General features: G+C 42.9%; 15 protein-coding genes. 9 read left to right on the forward strand and 6 right to left on the reverse strand.

The window, feature by feature from the left end; translation table 11 throughout:
- Positions 1 to 31: 31 nt before the first annotated feature.
- The 3 genes from W03_RS06650 to W03_RS06660 all read right to left on the reverse strand — a co-directional run bounded on the left by W03_RS06650 (position 32) and on the right by W03_RS06660 (position 4,241).
- Positions 32 to 655 carry a UbiX family flavin prenyltransferase gene (locus tag W03_RS06650; RefSeq protein WP_244072229.1) on the reverse strand — a complete coding sequence of 208 codons (624 nt, stop codon included), beginning with the start codon at positions 653 to 655 and terminating at the stop codon, positions 32 to 34.
- A 477-nt stretch (positions 656 to 1,132) separates the two neighbouring features.
- Positions 1,133 to 2,410 (reverse strand): O-acetylhomoserine aminocarboxypropyltransferase/cysteine synthase family protein, encoded by a 1,278-nt coding sequence (locus W03_RS06655; protein ID WP_244072230.1) that lies wholly within the window; start codon positions 2,408 to 2,410, stop codon positions 1,133 to 1,135.
- Positions 2,411 to 2,636: 226 nt separating this feature from the next.
- Positions 2,637 to 4,241: an ABC-F family ATPase gene (locus tag W03_RS06660; protein WP_244072231.1), complete on the reverse strand. Its 1,605-nt coding sequence runs from the start codon at positions 4,239 to 4,241 to the stop codon at positions 2,637 to 2,639.
- 252 nt (positions 4,242 to 4,493) lie between these two features.
- On the opposite strand from W03_RS06660, the gene W03_RS06665 reads away from it, so the two are divergent.
- Positions 4,494 to 4,979 carry a VOC family protein gene (locus W03_RS06665; protein WP_244072232.1) on the forward strand — a complete coding sequence of 162 codons (486 nt, stop codon included), beginning with the start codon at positions 4,494 to 4,496 and terminating at the stop codon, positions 4,977 to 4,979.
- A 242-nt stretch (positions 4,980 to 5,221) separates the two neighbouring features.
- Here the strand turns inward: W03_RS06665 and W03_RS06670 are convergent, their stop codons facing one another.
- Positions 5,222 to 5,968: a hypothetical protein gene (locus W03_RS06670; RefSeq protein WP_244072233.1), complete on the reverse strand. Its 747-nt coding sequence runs from the start codon at positions 5,966 to 5,968 to the stop codon at positions 5,222 to 5,224.
- On the opposite strand from W03_RS06670, the gene W03_RS13375 reads away from it, so the two are divergent.
- Both W03_RS13375 and W03_RS06675 read left to right on the forward strand, forming a co-directional pair.
- Positions 5,967 to 6,092 (forward strand): hypothetical protein, encoded by a 126-nt coding sequence (locus tag W03_RS13375; protein ID WP_279600016.1) that lies wholly within the window; start codon positions 5,967 to 5,969, stop codon positions 6,090 to 6,092. The genes W03_RS06670 and W03_RS13375 overlap by 2 nt on opposite strands.
- A gap of 208 nt (positions 6,093 to 6,300) precedes the next feature.
- Positions 6,301 to 7,155 (forward strand): PA4780 family RIO1-like protein kinase, encoded by an 855-nt coding sequence (locus tag W03_RS06675; protein WP_244072234.1) that lies wholly within the window; start codon positions 6,301 to 6,303, stop codon positions 7,153 to 7,155.
- Between the two features lie 363 nt (positions 7,156 to 7,518).
- On the opposite strand, the gene W03_RS06680 is transcribed toward W03_RS06675, so the two are convergent.
- Together W03_RS06680 and W03_RS06685 are read right to left on the reverse strand one after the other, a co-directional pair.
- Positions 7,519 to 7,716 (reverse strand): hypothetical protein, encoded by a 198-nt coding sequence (locus W03_RS06680; protein WP_244072235.1) that lies wholly within the window; start codon positions 7,714 to 7,716, stop codon positions 7,519 to 7,521.
- Between the two features lie 160 nt (positions 7,717 to 7,876).
- Positions 7,877 to 9,067, reverse strand: a complete 1,191-nt coding sequence (locus W03_RS06685) for a porin (protein WP_244072236.1) — start codon at positions 9,065 to 9,067, stop codon at positions 7,877 to 7,879.
- A gap of 326 nt (positions 9,068 to 9,393) precedes the next feature.
- Here W03_RS06685 and W03_RS06690 point away from each other — a divergent pair, with 326 nt between their 5' ends.
- The 6 genes from W03_RS06690 (at position 9,394) to W03_RS06715 (ending at position 15,824) form a co-directional block, all read left to right on the forward strand.
- A complete protein-coding gene (locus W03_RS06690) occupies positions 9,394 to 10,773 on the forward strand; it encodes a YncE family protein (protein ID WP_244072237.1) in 1,380 nt (459 codons plus the stop codon).
- Positions 10,774 to 10,868: 95 nt separating this feature from the next.
- Positions 10,869 to 11,468, forward strand: a complete 600-nt coding sequence (locus W03_RS06695) for an SCO family protein (RefSeq protein ID WP_244072238.1) — start codon at positions 10,869 to 10,871, stop codon at positions 11,466 to 11,468.
- Entirely contained in the window at positions 11,465 to 12,079 is a 615-nt protein-coding gene (locus tag W03_RS06700) for a DUF1292 domain-containing protein (protein WP_244072239.1), read from the forward strand. The genes W03_RS06695 and W03_RS06700 overlap by 4 nt, the downstream gene beginning before the upstream one ends.
- 543 nt (positions 12,080 to 12,622) lie before the next feature.
- Complete coding sequence (locus W03_RS06705) at positions 12,623 to 13,006, forward strand: hypothetical protein (protein ID WP_244070630.1); 384 nt, start codon at positions 12,623 to 12,625, stop codon at positions 13,004 to 13,006.
- Positions 13,007 to 13,298: 292 nt separating this feature from the next.
- Positions 13,299 to 15,011, forward strand: coding sequence for a thiamine pyrophosphate-dependent enzyme (locus W03_RS06710; RefSeq protein WP_244072240.1), 1,713 nt, complete (start codon positions 13,299 to 13,301; stop codon positions 15,009 to 15,011).
- A 159-nt stretch (positions 15,012 to 15,170) separates the two neighbouring features.
- Complete coding sequence (locus W03_RS06715) at positions 15,171 to 15,824, forward strand: thiopurine S-methyltransferase (RefSeq protein WP_244072241.1); 654 nt, start codon at positions 15,171 to 15,173, stop codon at positions 15,822 to 15,824.
- Positions 15,825 to 15,826: the final 2 nt, after the last annotated feature.

Consider the following 15,826-nt stretch of genomic DNA (forward strand, 5'->3'; position numbering starts at 1 on the left):
TTTTTCTCCACACAAGTCGATTATAAAAAGCTTACGAAATTCCGTGTGCGGCGTTATGCGGATCCTTGCCCAGACGCTTGCGGCGAAATTCCTCAGTCCAGCGTGGAAAAACATCGGTATGAAGATCGAAGAGATCAAGCACACGGCCAATGCTGTGATCGACGATCTCGTCGACCGAAGATGGCGCGGTGTAAAAAGCAGGAACCGGCGGAAAAATAATGCCGCCCGCTTCCGTCACAGTTTGCATATTGCGCAAATGAATCGTACTGAGCGGAGATTCGCGCACGAGCAATACGAGACGCCTGCGCTCCTTGAGTACGACATCGGCGGCGCGTGTTAGCAAAGTCGAAGTTACGCCTGAAGCGATTTCAGCAAGACTGCGCATGGAACAGGGCACGATGATCATACCCATCGTCTTGAACGATCCTGACGAAATCACAGCTGCAACGTCATTGATGGAGTGAACGTGATCTGCGAGGGATTCAAATTGTTCGCGCGAAATATTACTCTCATAGGCGCGCATCAATTCGGCAGAGCGTGATACAACCAAATGCGTCTCGACCTTCAGCGACCGTAAAATTTCCAATGTGCGCGCCGCATAAACAATACCTGTTGCACCCGTAACACCAATAATTATTGGTTTATTACTTGCCATAATATACGCCCCATCTGTATAACAATAACATTCCAGCTTCAGCATATCATTTTCAATTTACAAGAAGCAACTGTAACTAATGTGTCCACATTTTAGCGGGGTCTTTTAATTTAAATTGAAGGAACTTCGAGAATGACCAAGTATGACCAGGAATTAGATGGCGCAAAACTACAAGTCTGCTTACATCACCTGAGTTTCGCCAGTAGATGGTGGAGTTGGTAGCATTAGGCAAATGCCTCAAGCAATTATCAATTACTTTGTCAGAAATCTATCGCCCGAGTCCAGAAAAGATTCTCAGAAATCTTCGCCGTGCATGGGAAACCGGTAGATTATGCAAAAATGATATTCTGATCATTTGTTGCCGGTTTCTCTGAGAGATTCGTGACTGACATCATCAGTAAGTTTGAGAATAGTCCGAGGCTGGTGGCAAACCAAGCACGCAACTCAATGAGCAAACCTTCATCTACCGAAGATAATCTAGCTCCGACAAACACCTAAAGATTGCTCCAAATCCGCCAAAATATCGTCAATATTTTCGATACCGACGCAAAGCCGAATCATATCGTGCGTGACTCCCGCGCTGATAAGCTCTACATCGGTCAATTGACGGTGAGTTGTGGATGCTGGATGCGCAGCCAAAGATTTAGCATCTCCGATATTGACCAGTCGTTTAAATAATTTTAGTGCATCATAGAATTTCACACCGGCATCAAATCCCCCTTTAATGCCAAAAGTGATTAATGCCGACGGGCGGCCTTTCATATATTTCTGTGCGAGCGAGTAGTATTCGGATGATGGTAAACCGGCATATTTAACCCATGCGACACCAGAGTGCCGTTCAAGGTATTGCGCAACCTTGAGCGCATTCGCGGTATGCCGTTCCATACGCAACGACAAGGTCTCTATACCTTGCAAAAGCAAAAAAGCATTCATTGGTGATAAAACCGAACCGGTATTTCGTAATGCGACGGTACGCACACGCCCAATATAAGCCGCCGGACCGAATTCCTGTGTATAAACGACACCATGGTACGCCGGTTCTGGATTATTGAGCATCGGAAAACGGTCCGCATGATCCTCCCAGAGAAATTTACCGGAATCCACGATGATGCCACCCACGGATGTTCCATGCCCACCCATATACTTGGTTAACGAATGCACGACAATATCTGCACCAAATTCGAAAGGTTTCATCAAAACCGGCGTGGGTACCGTGTTATCGACAATCACTGGAACACCGTATCGATGTGCCATCGTGCAAATAGCTTCCATATCCGGAATGTTTCCTGCCGGATTACCCAGCGATTCACAAAATACCGCCGCTGTTTTATTATCGATCAACGGTTCGAGACTCGCGGGATCATCGTCTTTGGCAAAACGCACCTCGATACCCAACTTAGGCAGCATGTGCGCAAATAGCGTATACGTCCCACCATAAAGCAGTGGCACGCAAACAATGTTATTGCCCATCTCAGCGATATTGATGATTGAATAGTGAATAGCCGCTTGGCCAGAACTGAGTACCAAAGCTGCCACGCCCCCTTCCAGTGCGGCAACCCTCTGCTCCAGCACACCGTTGGTCGGATTCATAATGCGCGTATAGATATTGCCCGGTACGGCGAGATTAAATAGGTCTGCACCATGCTGTGCATTATCGAATTCATAGGCAACGGTCTGGTAAATAGGGACTGCCACCGATTTAGTTGTTGGGTCGGTGTTATAGCCCGCGTGAATTGCGATTGTCTCATCTTTCATTTGTTTGTTTTGCTGATATGACTTTAGAATGAATAAAGTGTAGCAGGTTTATGCTTGCAATCCAGGATTGCAACTCATAAGGAATAAATTTTCAATCCTATTTCATGAAATTTTATCGCCTCATAAAGCCATCAAATGATCTTGTTCATCCCTAATCATGCTTGTTGAATCAATTTAGCACTGACAGACATAGAAAGAAACAGAGTATATCCACCCTTCTCTCCTATCATTCAATCCCTTGCGATCTAAGATAATCTTCATAATTACCTTTGAAGTCGTTAATACCTTCCGACGTCATTTCAAGCACTCGCGTAGCCAGTGACGAAACAAATTCTCGGTCATGAGAAATAAAAATCAATGTGCCGGTAAACTTTTCCAGCGCGCTATTCAGCGATTCTATCGATTCCATATCCAAGTGATTGGTCGGTTCATCCATCAATAAAACATTCGGTTTCTGCAAAATCAACTTACCAAAGAGCATACGGCCTTGCTCTCCACCGGAAATAACACGGGTGGATTTTTTTACCTCATCGCCTGAAAACAATAATCGCCCCAGCGTACCACGTATCGTTTGATCGTCATCACTGCCTTGCCGCCACTGATCCATCCATTCGGTCAATGACAGATCTTCTTCAAAATCGGCCGCATGATCTTGTGGAAAATAACCGGGACGTGCCTTCTCAGCCCATTTGATCTCGCCGGAATCTGGTATTAGGTCACCCGCAAGGCAACGCAACAGCGTGGTTTTTCCGATGCCGTTAGGGCCAATGATGGCGACCTTCTCGCCAGCTTCGACGTCAATGCTTAAATGATTGAATAGCGGTTTGTCCAAGCCAGAAAAACCCTTGCCGATTGCTTTAATGGAAACCGCCAGACGATGTAACTTATCTCTGTCATCCACTTCAAAGCGAATGAACGGATACTGACGACTGGAGGGTTTGACATCTTCCAGTTTAATTTTCTCGATCTGCCGTGCGCGACTGGTTGCCTGCCGAGCCTTCGATGCATTCGCAGAAAAACGGCTGACAAACGATTGCAAATCGGCAATCTGTGCTTTCTTCTTGGCATTATTAGCCAGCATGCGCTCGCGCACTTGGGTCGAAGCAGTCATGTAGTCATCGTAATTACCAGGATAGATTCGCAATTCACCATAATCCAGATCAGCCATATGCGTGCATACGCTGTTCAGAAAATGTCGGTCATGGGAAATAATGATAATGGTATTCTTGCTGGCATTGATAACATCTTCCAACCAGCGGATGGTATTAATATCGAGATTGTTGGTCGGTTCATCCAGTAATAGAATTTCCGGATTAGAAAATAAAGCCTGTGCCAGCAACACGCGTAACTTGAATCCGGGAGCAATCGCGCTCATCGGTTCCTGATGCTGATCGGAGGAAATACCCACCCCAAGTAACAACTCTCCGGCGCGCGCTTCTGCTGAATAACCGTCCAACTCGGCAAACTGAGATTCTAATTCGGCGGCGTGCATATAATCATCTTCGGTAGCATCCGGGTTGGCATAAATGGCATCGCGTTGCTGTTTGATACGCCACAATTCCTCGTGCCCCATCATCACCGTGTCGATTACCAAACACTCTTCAAACGCAAATTGGTCCTGGCGCAGCTTGCCCACCCGTTCACCGCTGTCGACCGTAACATTACCAGCAGATGGCTCAAGATCGCGGCCCAAAATTTTCATGAAAGTCGACTTGCCGCAACCGTTCGCGCCAATCAACCCATAGCGGTTACCCCCACCGAATTTGACGGAAACATTTTCAAATAGCGGCTTGACGCCGAATTGCATGGTGATATTGGCGGTTGTAATCAAAGTGGATACCTACAGATAATGGTTGCAAGAAAGGGGTACATATTTTAAACGTTTTTCAATGGAACTGCTGGATTATGGTGGACGTTGCGTTGATATCAACTGCATAGAACTGAGGTTGATGGGTATGCTTCGCAAGTATAGAATCTTCGAGTATGAACACAATACTTTCTTACGATTAAGCTTGAGGCGACGACAGTCTTATTAAGGTAGTCTGAGTATTGGTGCAGCTAACCCACGTAAAAAGGAGATAACATGGCAAAAATTGCAAAGAACACGATCTGTCTCTGGTACGAAAATGACGCCGAGGGTGCTGCGCGATTTTACGCTCAGACATTTCCCGATTCATCAGTCAGCGCGGTGCACCGCGCTCCAGGGAACTATCCATCGGGTAAAGAAGGGGATGTCTTGACTGTCGAATTCATCGTAATGGGCATCCCATGTCTCGGACTCAATGGTGGGCCTGCGTTCAAGCACACTGAAGCATTCTCGTTTCAGGTTGCGACCGAAGATCAAAGTGAAACGGATCGCTATTGGAATGCGATCGTCGGCAACGGTGGCCAGGAGAGCGATTGCGGCTGGTGCAAGGACAAATGGGGTATTTCTTGGCAGATTACACCAGTTGTCCTGACGAAAGCATTCACCAGTGCTGACCGCATTGCCGCCAAACGAGCGTTTGATGCGATGATGACGATGAGGAAAATCGACATTGCCGCAATCGAAGCGGCATTTCGTGATTAATATGCAAGTGGCCTAAAATCCGCATAAGGTGAAAATTGAAAACGCTCCGTCGGATGAAAGTGCTCCACCTAGATAACATGCCCGGTCTTGAATTAACACATATCACCAGAATCAGCACGATAAGTTAAGAATGATATTAGGAATCTCAGCCCATCCAACGGTTGGTTTTATCTATCCGGTACCACCTGCAATAATTCACGCTGCGGTTTAATGCGCCATCGTTTTACGCGACGATCATCCAATCACAGATAATGAAAAATACCAATCAGTGAAGCGCCTCCGGTTGCATAAATGAGTGGACTATCCCAGGTATGAGGAGAAAACGCCTCGGCTAGCGTGATCAAGGCCGGCATTACTAATAGAGCAACCAATAGCTGATTAGCACTGAAATATGGTTGAAATGCCAGTATTGCAATCACCGTTGTCACAAATACGCATGCGCTGCCTAAATAGCTTCGAACATATCTTTGCTTGGTAAAAAGTGCATATGTGGTATATTTTTTCTTGCCAAATCGTATGCCGACGGGTTCTGCAAGCCCATCGCCGATACCGTTGGCAATGATGATGATCATAACGAGCGGCAGCATCTCACGGCTTTCGAAATAAATCAGCAACGGAATCAACACCAAGTAACTGGCAATAAACTGGGTGTATAACCAGGTCAAGGTAAATGGCCGATCTTCCGGCCGATCGAACGAACTGAACATGATGGCGAGTACCCGGAAGTTACTTCGCATAGGTTCGATGAAAAATGTCAGATAAACAAATGCGCAGATTAAATCGATGAGAAATGTTGATGGGCTATACGGGTATTCAATGATTAACGACAGTAACGAAGGAAGAAAAAAGAATGCGAAATGATTAACTTTACGCGTGTAGTTAACTTTAACGTTCCGATGAATGACCAGTAATCCGCACGCATAATGAATCAAAAAAAGTAACGCATAGAATATGGCATGATGCAACCAGAATTCGAAAGGAATCGGCATGTACGAATTGACAATGGCTTATCAGCTTAATCGCGATAACATTTTACGGTACCACATTGTAGCCGATTATTTGAGCTTGCCTGAGTTGAACGTCATCGTGGCGATTAATAACCCGAGCCATTGAAAAACCAGCGAATCGATACAATATAAAATTCAGCATTCCGAATTGCACCACCCAAGTCCTGTTTTAACACCATAATGGTGGCACAGACGAACGCGATGAAGCACGATAAACGAAGGAACGAACCGCGTAACAAAGCGATTCGCTCGCGCAGTGAATTAGTCAGCGTCCTTTAAATGAGCATCAAAATATAAACTTAGTATTTACACCTATGAAAACTCCAAAAAGAATTGAACCGCTGATCCAGGATGGCTTTATCGATGAGGTTATCCGTCAATTAATGAGTGGCAAGGAAGCTTCAGTTTATGTGGTTCGTTGCGGCGAAGAGATACGCTGCGCTAAAGTGTACAAAGAGGCTAACAAACGCAGTTTCCGCCAAAGTACGGATTACACCGAAGGTCGCAAAGTAAAAAATAGCCGTCGCGCACGCGCCATGGAGAAAGGAACTCGATACGGACGCAAAGCACAGGAAGAATCCTGGCAAAGTGCCGAGGTAGACGCCCTTTATCGGCTCGCTGCTGCGGGTGTGCGTGTACCCAAGCCACATCATTTTCATGAGGGCGTATTACTGATGGATTTGGTAACCGATTGCAATGGCAACGCAGCTCCGAGACTCAGCGAGCTTGTGCTGACTGCAGAGCTATCTCGTGAATATCATCGCATACTCATTACTCAAGTAGTTCGCATGCTGTGTGTAGGGATTATCCACGGCGATCTGTCTGAATATAATGTGTTGGTCGACAGCACCGGGCCTGTGATCATCGATTTGCCGCAAGCTATCGATGCATCTGCCAATAACCAAGCGTGTAAAATGCTGTTGCGTGATGTCGAGAACCTGGCAGTTTACTTCGGTCAGTTTGCACCTGAGTTGCTAGCCACCCGTTATGGCATGGAGATATGGTCACTCTACCAAAGCGGACAGCTCCATCCGGAAAGTGTTTTGACCGGACACTTCGAACCCATCGAGAAACCAATCGACCTTCAAAGCGTTCTACGCGAAATCGACGACACGCTGAAGGAAGAAGAAGCAAGGAGGCTTTATCGTGCATTGCAAACCCATCAATAAGATACGGTTTGGATTCGCCGTAGGGAATAACGATTAATACATGCCTTGCTCGCGGCTATTCAATTCTACAGAGTAGCCATTTTTCTCCTTGAAGATAAATCTTGCTATTTAGACCTGGAGTCCTCCAGTTTGCTTCCTACATCTACGGTGTGCTCCGCTCAAGATAGCGCCGATTCCTTCGAGGATGATTTATCGGTTTAGTGGTAATCAATAGGCTCCATTATTATGAATAATACCCTGCAAATTTATGTCTGTGTCGATACAGATTGTCGTCAGCACAGCGACTGGTCCAGGAAATCATGCCTATGAGATGCGTACAAAAATCAATAAAAATACTTAAATATTCCAACAAGATGTCACCTATTATTTGTTAGAATTTTTTGTGATTGAACTGATTGCATCCTGTTTTGAATGTTTTTTATCGGACCTTAAAAGATTACATTCTTTACTGTTAATATAGGACTCTCCACCAGGAACTTGCATGATTTCTTCCCGCGACAAGGATATCATTGTGTTAAATTTAGCATTTATTTTTCCTAGTTTGCTGATTTTAATGGACATTATTTTTCTCCTGTAAAAAATATTCTAGAAATTCGAGATGCTGTTTTCCGAGAGGCACTTTATTTTCAACCGGACCCAAGCAATTGATAGTTCTGTCATGACCATCTCTGCTTTTTTATTTTTTAACAATTAGTTGCAAATATATTTCTTATTAATGCCATTAAAATCTATGGCGTATACCAACAGTCCATGTGTTTCTGTCGCGATCCTTGATATTGCTTTGATCGTCAACATTGACTCTTTGGTAACCACCAAAAATGGATGTTCTTTTAGATAAATTATGGATAGCGCCCAGGGTAAAATTTTCAGAATTTTTCTTATGCAGCGCATCAACCGCATGTGCGATGGTCATCCCTCCTTGTGCAACGAAGCTAGTGTTACCCCACATATACTGACCGCTCGTAAACCAGGTGTAACCATCCCCGCCGGGATTCATAGCAGAGTTACATTGCCGAGTGGGATCTCCAATATCACCAAGGGCTGCGGCGTTAGAGCACGTTGCCGCACCTAATGCATTGCTTATCCTTTCAAATTGTCCCTGAAGTTGGTAATTTTTATATGCCCATACCCCTCCGATTCGACCTACTTCTTCGGTTCTAAGGTGAGCGAAAGGATTGTGTTTTTGCTGAGAACTGGCGTTGTCTCTGGAATATCCGCCGAATATAGCTAACCTGTGATCCAAGTAATGAAACTCATATTTCGTGCCTAATTGAACATCCCATTCGCCATTAGCTCCACCCGTGTTTCCAATGTTATTGCCAGCTCCCCCAAGTAATCCGCCTAGATTTGCTTCTAAGCGACTGGAATCGCCCGGCATAAGCATGGCAGCAAACGTAAAGCCATTGAAATTCACTGAATCGAATCGTAAAACGCTGTTGACAGCAGTATAAGCTCCAGATCCCAATCCATTTGCGCTGGCAATCATCGCTCCACCGCTTCCAGCAGCTTGTAAAGCAGTGTAAACAAGTGGATCAATGGTCCAACCGCCAATATAATCAGCGAAAAGTGAATGAATTCTCCCAAACTTTAGAATTCCAAGCGAGTCTTTGGAAAAAGCGACATACTGTTCTCGCGCCCCGGTTGGACTACCTGTTCCGGTACTAAAACCCCAATCTATCATGCCAATCGCCTTTAGTCCGTTTCCTAGATTTTCTGAAATACGAAGCCCCCAGGATGAAAAAAAGGTTGGATCATTTAAAGCTGTTTGACTAGAAAATCCTTCGACATGCACCGCATGGTATTCCGACTGTAAACGCCCAGTGATTACTAACTTGGTCCCAACAGCATAATCAATGGGTATTAGTAAAAATAACAAGCCAAAAACTAAGCTTCTAGCAATTCTTTGACACATAAATAACACCCCTTTAATTTAGAAAAATAGGTTTATTTAGTATCAATTCACAAAATAAATCGGTCTGTGGTTTATGTCACTTCCTAAGGAATTTAAAATATAAAAATTCTTATATCTTATCTATAAATGATAATGGAATAAAAATTAACTAATTAATAATCAATTAATTAAACTTATCTATCTAATATAAATCTCAAGATACAACATATCTGTGATTTATATCACCTCCTTAGGAAATTTATATTGATATACTGACACCTGACTTATCGATACCAGAATTTTTTATTAGATAAGTCATTGATAAATTTAAATGGGGGAGTTTAATCATGACCAAAAGAAAGAGCTTGACAAACATTATTGCTATATTATCAGCATTGGGTATAGCAATATTCGCAACTGGAATTGCTCTTGGTGAAACGGGGAGAGCCGCAGTGCCGGATCAATTGAACATTGCACCACCTCAATATCCGAACGTTTATAACAATTATCTTCAGCCAGTAGCAACGGCCATCGACTACTATAATGGTATGTTGTATCTGATCAACTATGACAATGATAAGCTGATCATCATCAACCCAACCAGTTTAAATGGATGGCCAGGTAATGTTCCTTTGCAACATACGCTGGTATTGCCAGAGGGTAACAAATTCTACGTAACCTCTGACAATACGAAAGAGCATCCTTCTTATATCATTGCTTTAAGAGTTAATAGCATTGATTGGGATAATAAAAGCGCTGTCATAACGGTTGAGTCAGTAATGGCCGCGGATACTCCGGACAATCCAAGTGAATTGCCGCATGTTGAAGCGATCAATAACAGACAACCGATTCCAAATTGGTTAGTAGGTCGTGGTACGCAAATTCACGGTCCAACAATACTGCCTTACTCTGACTACATATACTTTACCGAATTTACTTCGGATAGAGTGCGTGTGGTTAACCACAAAACCAATGAGTTAGTAAGTGGTGTAGATCCTATTGTGATACCGGGATATACCGAGCAAACGCATGGGGTAAATTTTAATCGCTCTGGAAGTGTAGGCTTGGGAACTGGGTATTTTTTCGATAACAACATCATTGATATCTACAAGCCAAATCGCGAAACAGGAGAATTACGTGCTGTTGGTCAAATTATGTTAGGAGATGAAAAACAATATGCTGCATTAACGCACTTCACCTATTGGATCGATGAACGCTATGCTGTCACTGCTACAATGCAATTTGATAAAACTTCTCTGACCCCTTCTAATACACGAAAAATTATTCCACCAAGTGTTTGGTTGTTGGATACACAGGAAGCCACAGCGAAGAAAATTGTTTCCCAAGCAAAAAACGTTAATGGACATGGCGTTTTTCGTTCACCCTCTGACATATCTATTGTCAATGGAAAGCTATATATCGCGGAAGAAGACTCATTGGACAATACGTTTGCTGAGGATGGATATGTTTCGGTATTTGATTTATCCGATCGCAATCATCCAAGATTTATCAAACGTCTAGGACCCAATCAAGGCTTTCCTCCTGGATATGCAGTAGCTCATACCATTGCTCCGACAGCAGACAATCGCTTCTTGTTGGTAGCCAGTTGGGTATCCGGTTATGTCGTAAAAATCGATACAGCGACAGATACTGTCGTCAAAGTTTGGGGCCCGGAAGATGGCTTGGTTAAACCACATGGTATCTATGCGTCCGGCGGTTTGCGTTAAACTCACGTTGTATTAGCTCGATCCGGCTTGTGCAAAATTCCCATGAGCCGGGTCTCCTGAACTCCAGAATTAGCAAACCACAAAAGGATTGCCAAATGAAAACCTCGATTCAAAAGCAAAAGATCCTGTTGCTACTGATAATGACCGCTTGGGGATTATTGATACAACTTGATGTTCAATCAGCTACTGTTATCCTAACCCGCCCAATAGCCTTGCAAGATAACGTGATCTCCTTGTTAAATAAAGCGCACGGAGCGGAAAAGCAACAATGGAAACTTGTCGTATTTGGGTTTGTTCATTGCAAAGATGTTTGTCCCTTATCGCTAGCCAATTTAGCTTTAATCGTAAAAGCTGCGGCACAAGAGAAAATCAACTTAGACGGTATTTTTGTAACAATCGATCCGGATAGAGACACGGCAAGCGTTTTATCTCAATATACAGAGAGCTTTGGTCCCAATGTAGGATACCTAAGATTGGAAGGAGAGAAATTAGATTCTTTCAAAGCCACTTTTGGTGTCGAAACCATTTTTTATACCAAGAACGAAGGGAATCTCAATCATTATCAGGTTGATCATAGTACCTCAGCATTTTTGATAGACCCGGAAGGAAAAATAAGAGTAATGTTTGATGCACTTAAAGATGCCAATAATATTACTCGCTTATTTGTTGATAAACGAACATTATTCTCAAAATGAAATCTCTCTTGATCATAGCAATATTATTACTCGCAGCAACAAATATTAACGCAATGGAAATTAACCGAGATCCTCGCACAATCATTTCTTTTCGGGATAATTCAATATCGCCAGAGCTTGATATACTGAGGGTTACAACCGATATTTCCAATGATGAGCAGTTGTTATTCCGGATAAGAAATAGAGGGGAGTCAACCGAAGGCAATGAAAATAATTACTTTATCTTAAGTATGTTACATAACAAGCATTATTTTTTAGTTGTACCGCTTAATACACAACAAGAAAGTATCGTGTCAATTTATGAAACATCCTTAGAGAACCCCGATCTATCCTTATCGCAAGATTACTCATCGACTCAAGAAAAAGATTTAACAGTAGCGATGAGCCGAATTACAAACGGAGTCGTATTTTCTGTTCCCATCGCTTGGATTGATTTTAGCAAAAATATTGGCTTTGACGCTTATACTGCTAAGCTAATAAAGCAAGACAATAAAATGCAAGTTACGCATATTCATGATCAAGCTATTAAAAGTAAGACACAAGAGAAAATGTTCCCAGCAATAACGCTTTTTAACAAACTTTGCGCACCAAAACGGCTAGCAGAGAAATAAAATACCCCACCAACTGCGGAGTATTAATTGAGGTATGCTACTAAAAATGAAGTTCATTGAATTCAAGTAGTTTTGCATAGTATCGCCACGTATAGGTTATGCTAGCGCATAGGCAACCTTTCCTGCTTGCAGGAAAGGCTATTGAAGATTTCTATATATTTAGTAATTAGCCATGCTTTGATCAGTACGCTGTCAAAGAGACAGGATAAGTAGCTGCGTAAATCAAGACAATACCAAGGCCATACAATTAATTATATGATCGTCAACACGACGAAATGACACTCGATGAAGTTAATTAAAGTATTGTATTGAGAAAATTCCGTAGAATTCTATAATTGATCGAATTAGACTAGGTTTAATTGCATTACAAAAGAAGTTTAAACGTTTTTTGATATTGATAGATTGGATGACGACTAAAAGCATGATTCCTGTCTCATCTAATAGTTTTCCTTAGATTAAAACCAAGGTTTCCCCAATTTATCTCTGGCATTGGAGTGATTACTATAGAACCATGTTAAGAATTTTAATTTGGAGGCAACAATCATGAAAACGCAAAAACCTGTTACCGTCATCGCATTAATAGCTGCTTTATTTTTTGTTGCTTTGCCTTTCGGTTCTGCAAGCGCGGAGCAATCAGTTACCACAAGCAATCATACGCAACTTGCTAAACATCATGAAGCTTTGTTGAAAGAAGCCGAAGCGAAGCTTGAAGAGCACAGAGTGGCTTTAGAAGACTATCAATCGAATTTCCAATATTATGGTAGAAGAGGCCAAGAATTCCAATCTCACGAAACTGCTAATATTCGTGAATACGAAAAAGAAGTAGCTGAGCACAGGGCTCAAGCAGAATTGCATTACAAATTAGCTGCTGAAGAAAATAAATCAACGACATTTGCCAGTAATGGTAACGCATCACAAGCTAATTAATAGAGAACTACCGCTTTAAATAAAAAAGCCGCTTACAAGCGGCTTTTTATTATCTAGTTACATAATATCAAAATAGAAAATACACCTTCGATATTATACGGTAACTACCCCCATCTATCACCAAGCCGAAAATTGCACTTGTTATAAACGGCTTCTTCAAGCAAAATCTTCTCTAGCCTCGACCAAACTTCATCATTGATCGAATATTACCATCCAATGTTAATAGACCGTAGAATCTTGGTACTTATACAACAAAAAAACGATTCTTCAATAAATAAAAAGATTAGTCAATATGAGTAAAACTGTCTCAGAAATTATCGTCGATGTTCTCATTCAGTCTGGAGCAAAGCGATGCTATGGTATTGTTGGGGATACAATCAATCACTTCACTGATGTGATCAGTAGAACCAGTCTTGAGTGGGTGCATGTTCGTCATGAGGAGGTTGGTGCATTTGCAGCGGGTGGCGAAGCCTACATGACCGGAGAACTAACAGTCTGCGCAGGCACCTGTGGTCCAGGTAGCCTGCACTTCATTAATGGCATTTATGAAAGCCATCGCAATGGCGCACCAGTTCTTCTCGTTGCATCCCAGGTTGATCGTATTCAAGAAGGGCTAAACTACCCACAGGAAGTCGATCAAGTCAAAATATACGAGCAGTGCTCGGTGTTTTGTGAAAGTATTCGCCACCCTGATCAAGCGCGACGGATTACCGTAATGGCAGCGCAAGCTGCACTCATGAAACGCGGCGTAGCCGTAATTGTGGTCAACGGTGATATGTTCAATGAAATCTCCGATGACGATATCCCTTGGGCTGTACATCGTTCTACCCCAGTCATTTATCCAGACGAAAATCACCTAGAAAAAATGGCAGAAATGATCAATGCCGCCCAAGGAGTCACAATTTATGCTGGGATTGGCGCGCGAAACGCTAGAAAAGAATTGATGATGCTGGCTGAAAAAATCAAAGCACCTATCGCTCACACATCTAGATCTAAAGAATTTATCGAACCCGACAACCCATATAACGTTGGAATGACAGGTATTCTCGGCAATAAAGCCGGACTTCACGTTTTCCAGAACTGCGATCTGCTACTGTGCATGGGCAGCGATTTTGCCTATACGCAGTTTTATCCAGAAGACGCTCGAATTATTCAGATTGACACTGAACCATTGCACATTGGTCGCCGCACACCTGTAGACTTAGGACTGGTTGGTGATGTAGCTGCAACCGTGAAAGCTATTTTACCCAAGATTCTAGATAAAAATGATGACGGTTTCTTAATATCCGCTCGCAAGCAGTGGCAAAAAGATATAGAAGCTTATAGCCATCACGCCGAATCCGGCGAGGATCTTATTCATCCGCAAACGGTCACACACATGCTGGACGAATTGGCTTCAAAAGATGCTATTTTCACTTCCGATGGCGGTTCACCAATAGTTTGGTTGTTACGTCACTTAACGGCTAACGGGCAACGGCGCTTCCTGACAAGCTTATCGCACGGCACGATGGCAAATGCCTATCCACAAGCGCTCGGTATCGCGTTGGCATATCCTCATCGTCAAGTCATCGCAATGTGCGGAGATGGAGGCATGACCATGCTGATGGGGGATTTATTAACACTTGCGCAAGAAAATATCCCGGTAAAGTTGTTGGTGTACAACAACCATTCTTTAGGATTTGTTGAAATGGAACAACGTGTCGAGGGACTGTTGGATAATTTTACTGGTTTGAAAAACCCAAATTTCGGAGAACTAGCAAAAGTCTGTGGATTAGAAGGCTGGCAGGTCAAACGAACCAGTGACCTAGAACCCGCTATGAGAGAATGGCTTGCCTCTGATAAACCTGGCATCCTGGATGTTCATGTCAATCGAATGGAGCTTGTTATGCCACCGGAAATTAAAGTATCCCAAGTTGCATCGACGGCTCTCTTTGGTGTTAAGGCCGTACTAAACGGGCGCACGGACGAAGTAATCGCTCTGATTCGTGATAATTTTGTACGATAAAAGAAAAATCTTTTATAAATCGTCCTTCTTTTCTGGTCAATTTTTTATAATAATTTGTTCAAGCATCCCGTTCAAAGGAGGAAGTTTCAACGATCTCTAATCTCTACGAGCGTGGCGTTTAATCTTTTTAATTTGCTCCACGCATAAAATCCATTAAAAATGCATAAAACATATTGGCTTGATCGTTGGGAACGTAAGGAAATTGATTTTCATCAAACCGATATTAATCCCTATCTACAAAAATACTGGCATCGTCTCGCCATACCATCTGGCAGTGAAGTATTTGTACCGATGTGTGGCAAAAGCCACGATATGCTTTGGATTTATCAACAAGAACAGGCAGTTTTAGGTGTTGAATTGAGCGATTCAGCCGCATTATCTTTTTTCCAAGAAAATAATCTACCCCTCACGCGTACGGAATTTGCTCCATTCATTCAGCTAGAATACGATCATTTACAGATCTTATGTGGCGATTTCTTCGATCTAACAAAAGAGCATGTACAGCATGTGCAAGCTGTTTATGACCGCGCCGCGATGATTGCACTTCCACCTGAAATGCGTAAGCGGTATGTCAATCATTTATTGGCTATTTTACCGAAAAACTCCCCTATTCTCCTGATCGCACTTGACTACCCGGATTTGGAAATGTCAGGGCCACCTTTTGCTGTAACATCGCAAGAAGTCTTAACAAGCTACTGCTCCTATGCCAATATCGAGCTGTTGGCACAACACGATGTTTTACTGCAGAACCCACGCTTTCAAGAGAGAGGCTTGAGTCGATTATGTGAGAATATTTATTTGATATCCAATTAAAA

Origin of the sequence: Nitrosomonas sp. PY1 (genome assembly GCF_022836435.1) — a bacterium.
In the GTDB taxonomy this organism is placed as follows: Bacteria; Pseudomonadota; Gammaproteobacteria; order Burkholderiales; family Nitrosomonadaceae; genus Nitrosomonas.

What these genes read in the sequence shown, in the direction of transcription:
- W03_RS06710 (WP_244072240.1), top strand. Translation starts at nt 13,299, where the DNA reads ATGAGTAAAACTGTCTCAGAAATTATCGTCGATGTTCTCATTCAGTCT.
- W03_RS06680 (WP_244072235.1), bottom strand. Translation starts at nt 7,716, where the DNA reads ATGTCCATTAAAATCAGCAAACTAGGAAAAATAAATGCTAAATTTAAC.
- W03_RS06675 (WP_244072234.1), top strand. Translation starts at nt 6,301, where the DNA reads ATGAAAACTCCAAAAAGAATTGAACCGCTGATCCAGGATGGCTTTATC.
- W03_RS06705 (WP_244070630.1), top strand. Translation starts at nt 12,623, where the DNA reads ATGAAAACGCAAAAACCTGTTACCGTCATCGCATTAATAGCTGCTTTA.
- W03_RS06650 (WP_244072229.1), bottom strand. Translation starts at nt 655, where the DNA reads ATGGCAAGTAATAAACCAATAATTATTGGTGTTACGGGTGCAACAGGT.
- W03_RS06695 (WP_244072238.1), top strand. Translation starts at nt 10,869, where the DNA reads ATGAAAACCTCGATTCAAAAGCAAAAGATCCTGTTGCTACTGATAATG.
- W03_RS06685 (WP_244072236.1), bottom strand. Translation starts at nt 9,067, where the DNA reads ATGTGTCAAAGAATTGCTAGAAGCTTAGTTTTTGGCTTGTTATTTTTA.
- W03_RS06715 (WP_244072241.1), top strand. Translation starts at nt 15,171, where the DNA reads ATGCATAAAACATATTGGCTTGATCGTTGGGAACGTAAGGAAATTGAT.
- W03_RS06670 (WP_244072233.1), bottom strand. Translation starts at nt 5,968, where the DNA reads ATGCCGATTCCTTTCGAATTCTGGTTGCATCATGCCATATTCTATGCG.
- W03_RS06690 (WP_244072237.1), top strand. Translation starts at nt 9,394, where the DNA reads ATGACCAAAAGAAAGAGCTTGACAAACATTATTGCTATATTATCAGCA.
- W03_RS06700 (WP_244072239.1), top strand. Translation starts at nt 11,465, where the DNA reads ATGAAATCTCTCTTGATCATAGCAATATTATTACTCGCAGCAACAAAT.
- W03_RS06655 (WP_244072230.1), bottom strand. Translation starts at nt 2,410, where the DNA reads ATGAAAGATGAGACAATCGCAATTCACGCGGGCTATAACACCGACCCA.
- W03_RS06665 (WP_244072232.1), top strand. Translation starts at nt 4,494, where the DNA reads ATGGCAAAAATTGCAAAGAACACGATCTGTCTCTGGTACGAAAATGAC.
- W03_RS13375 (WP_279600016.1), top strand. Translation starts at nt 5,967, where the DNA reads ATGTACGAATTGACAATGGCTTATCAGCTTAATCGCGATAACATTTTA.